Source organism: Streptomyces sp. bgisy100 (genome assembly GCF_057709105.1).
The window spans coordinates 1-2,751 of the sequence record NZ_JBYITE010000102.1 but is presented as its reverse complement, the minus strand read 5'-3'; the positions used below and the strand labels follow the sequence as shown (position 1 = coordinate 2,751).

Genomic DNA, 2,751 nt, shown 5'->3' with positions numbered 1-2,751 from the left:
TTAGGCCAGGGAGCACGTCAAACAACCGCAGGGTGGCGCGGCGTGTCGCGGTCCGGACACACGAGACGGGGCCGCAGCCGAAGAGCTGCGGCCCCGTCACGGGGGAGTACCGGAGGAGGGCGCCTACGGCACTTCGACCCAGCGCGCCTTGGACGGCGTGCCCTTGCCGTCGTTGACGAACAGCATGTACCAGCCCGAGGGGACCAGCGAGCGGTCCCGGGGCACGGTCACCTGGATGCCGTCCGCCGTGCGCTTCACGTCCAGGGCGATGGACCGCTGGTCCACATCGGTGACATGGGTGACGGCGCTGGGGCGCATCAGCCGCGCCGTCTTGATCTTCTCCGGGTGCTCGGTCCCGAACGTGGCGGTCCCGCCGCGGCGGACCTGCTTCGGGCCGGAGGTGAGCTTCGGCCGCGAATCCCGGTAGAGGTAGGGCGGGGTGTAGATCTCGATGCGCTTCTCGAAGACGCCCGGCTTGGTGTTGTCGTCATCGGCGTAGAGCGAGTCCGAGCCGAAGATCATGACCCGGCCGTCCGGCAGGAGCACGGTGCCGGAGTGGTAGTTGCGGCCCACGGTGGGATCGGCGACCCGGCGGAACGTGTCCTTCTTCGGGTTGTAGATCTGGGCCTTGAGGATGTTGCTGCCGCTGCGCCCGCGGTAGTCGCCGGAGCCGCCGGAAACGAAGACCGTGTCGTCCGGGAGGATCGAGCCGCCGGGGTAGCGGGTGCCCTCGGACAGCGGCGCGCCGTCCCGGAAGCGCGGGTCGCGCTTCTTGAGGTCGACCAGCCGGGTCTTCTCGGAGGACTTGGCCGACTCACCGACCCCGCCGCCGCCGATCACCATGAACTTCTGCTCCTGGGCGGGCGGCAGCATCACGGACATCGAGGTCTCCAGGACGTCCGGGTCGCTCATGCCGCGCACCGGGGAGAACCGGTTGGTGTCCACGTCCCACAGGCCGGGGGTACGGCCCTGGGTGGCCGGACCGTAGCCCGCGTTGGAGCCGGTGTAGAAGATCTTGCCGCCGCCTGTCAGGAACAGGGCCGGGTAGGTCGGGAAGAAGCGCTGCTTGGGCAGGTAGGTCCACTTCTTCGTCTTCGGGTCGTAGACCTCGTTCTTGCCCGGGACGACCTGCCCGATCTCGTCGAGACCGGAGACCGAGAGGACCTTGCCGTCCTTCAGCGTGGTCAGCGTCGGGTACCAGCGGGCCTCGTGCATCGGGTCGACCCGGATGTACTTCTCGGCGACCGGGTCGAACTCGAAGGAGTCCTTGATCCCCTGGAAGTCCTTCTTGTCGAAGGACAGCTTGTTGGCGATGCCGTAGAGGTTCTTCGCCTCGGAGCCCTTGAGCCCCTGGATGCGGTAGTTGTCGGTGTCGCCGGTGGAGTACTGGCGGCCGCGCTTCCGCGCCTCGACGTAGACCCGCGCCTCGCTGGCGGTGACGGTCGCCCGGCCGGTCACCGGGTCGACCCGCTTCTTCGCCCGGGGGACGAGCAGATTGTCCTTGGACTCGAAGATCTTGCCGCTGCTCTTGCCGGTGAAGAGGGTGCCCGGGGGAAGGGTCTTGGGGGCGTCCGGGTTCTCGTTCTTGACGATCATCAGGCCGCCGGCCTTGTTCACATCGCCCTGGAGCTTCTCGTAGCGGGCGGTGCCGCCCGCCACCAGCAGCTTGCCGTCGGGCAGCTGGGTGTGCCCGGCGCAGAACATGTCCTTGGGGGTCGGAATGTTCTTGTAGGTGTTCGTCTTCGGGTCCCACAGGACCGAGCGGAAGGTCTTGGACGCGAACATCTTGGCGTTGTTGCCCGATCCGGCGATCAGCAGCACCTTGCCGGTGTGCAGCAGCGCGGCGTGGATCGAGTGGATCTGGTTCTTCTGCGGGATGTCCAGCAGGTCCCAGTGGCCGTTGTCCGCCTTGTACTCCGGCCGGTTGATCGAGTACGTGTGGTACTTCTCCGTGCCGAAGCGGTAGAGGGCCGGACCGTTCATTCCGGCCACGACGAGTACCGCCGCCGCGCCGATGGATATGCGTCGGGCGCGGCGGCTCGGACGGTACTTCATGTGTGACGTCCCCCAAGGGCGATCTGCATGGTCTCTTCGTTGCGGGTCCGGGCGGGCTCGGGCTGCGGGCCTGCGGACGGCCGTTCACCGTCCCCCGGGCCGCCGGAACCGCGGGAGGCGCCGCCCCCGGACTGCTTCTTCCGCTTCTCCTGCCGGAGGGTCCAGGCCCAGGCGAGGATCGGCGAGGCCGTGATGATCAGCGCGAGCGTGGCCCAGACGATCATCGCGGGGTGGCTGTGGCCGAAGTAGAAGGAGGACGCGAGGGACCCGCCGAAGATCAGCATGAAGAACATGTGGATCCGGAAGGTGCCGAAGAGAGTGTCCGGGCTGGACGAGTCGCCCTTGGGGGTCACCACGAACTTGCTCTTGCGCCGCAGCACCGCGTCCATCAGCGAGCGGGCGTAGATGGGGGCGGACAGCGCCGACATCACCATGCCGGCCACGCCGCCGGAGCCCTCGGGCTCGTGCGGGGAGACGTTGTGCCGCCGGTTCCAGATGTACAGCCCGATCTGGAGGGCGGAGGCGTTGCCGTAGAGCATCATCCACATCGCCGGGTCGATCTGGACGCCGGAGGCGCCGAACCCGAGGAACAGCGCACAGCTCAGGGCCGCGAGGATCCAGTTGAGCGCCGATATGGGATAGAAGATCACCATCAGCGTGTAGTTGAACAGCTTGCCCGGCGGCAGGCTGAACGGC

Annotated in this window: 1 protein-coding gene and 1 pseudogene; both read right to left on the bottom strand. The window is 67.6% G+C overall.

Annotated elements, in window-relative coordinates:
- Window positions 1-123 precede the first annotated feature (123 nt).
- Window positions 124-2,055: a radical copper oxidase GlxA gene (glxA, locus tag AC3EQ1_RS31230; protein WP_432097672.1), complete on the bottom strand. Its 1,932-nt coding sequence runs from the start codon at window positions 2,053-2,055 to the stop codon at window positions 124-126.
- A pseudogene (locus tag AC3EQ1_RS31225) lies at window positions 2,052-2,751 on the bottom strand (glycosyl transferase); the annotation flags it as partial. The pseudogene AC3EQ1_RS31225 and the gene glxA, both read right to left, overlap by 4 nt.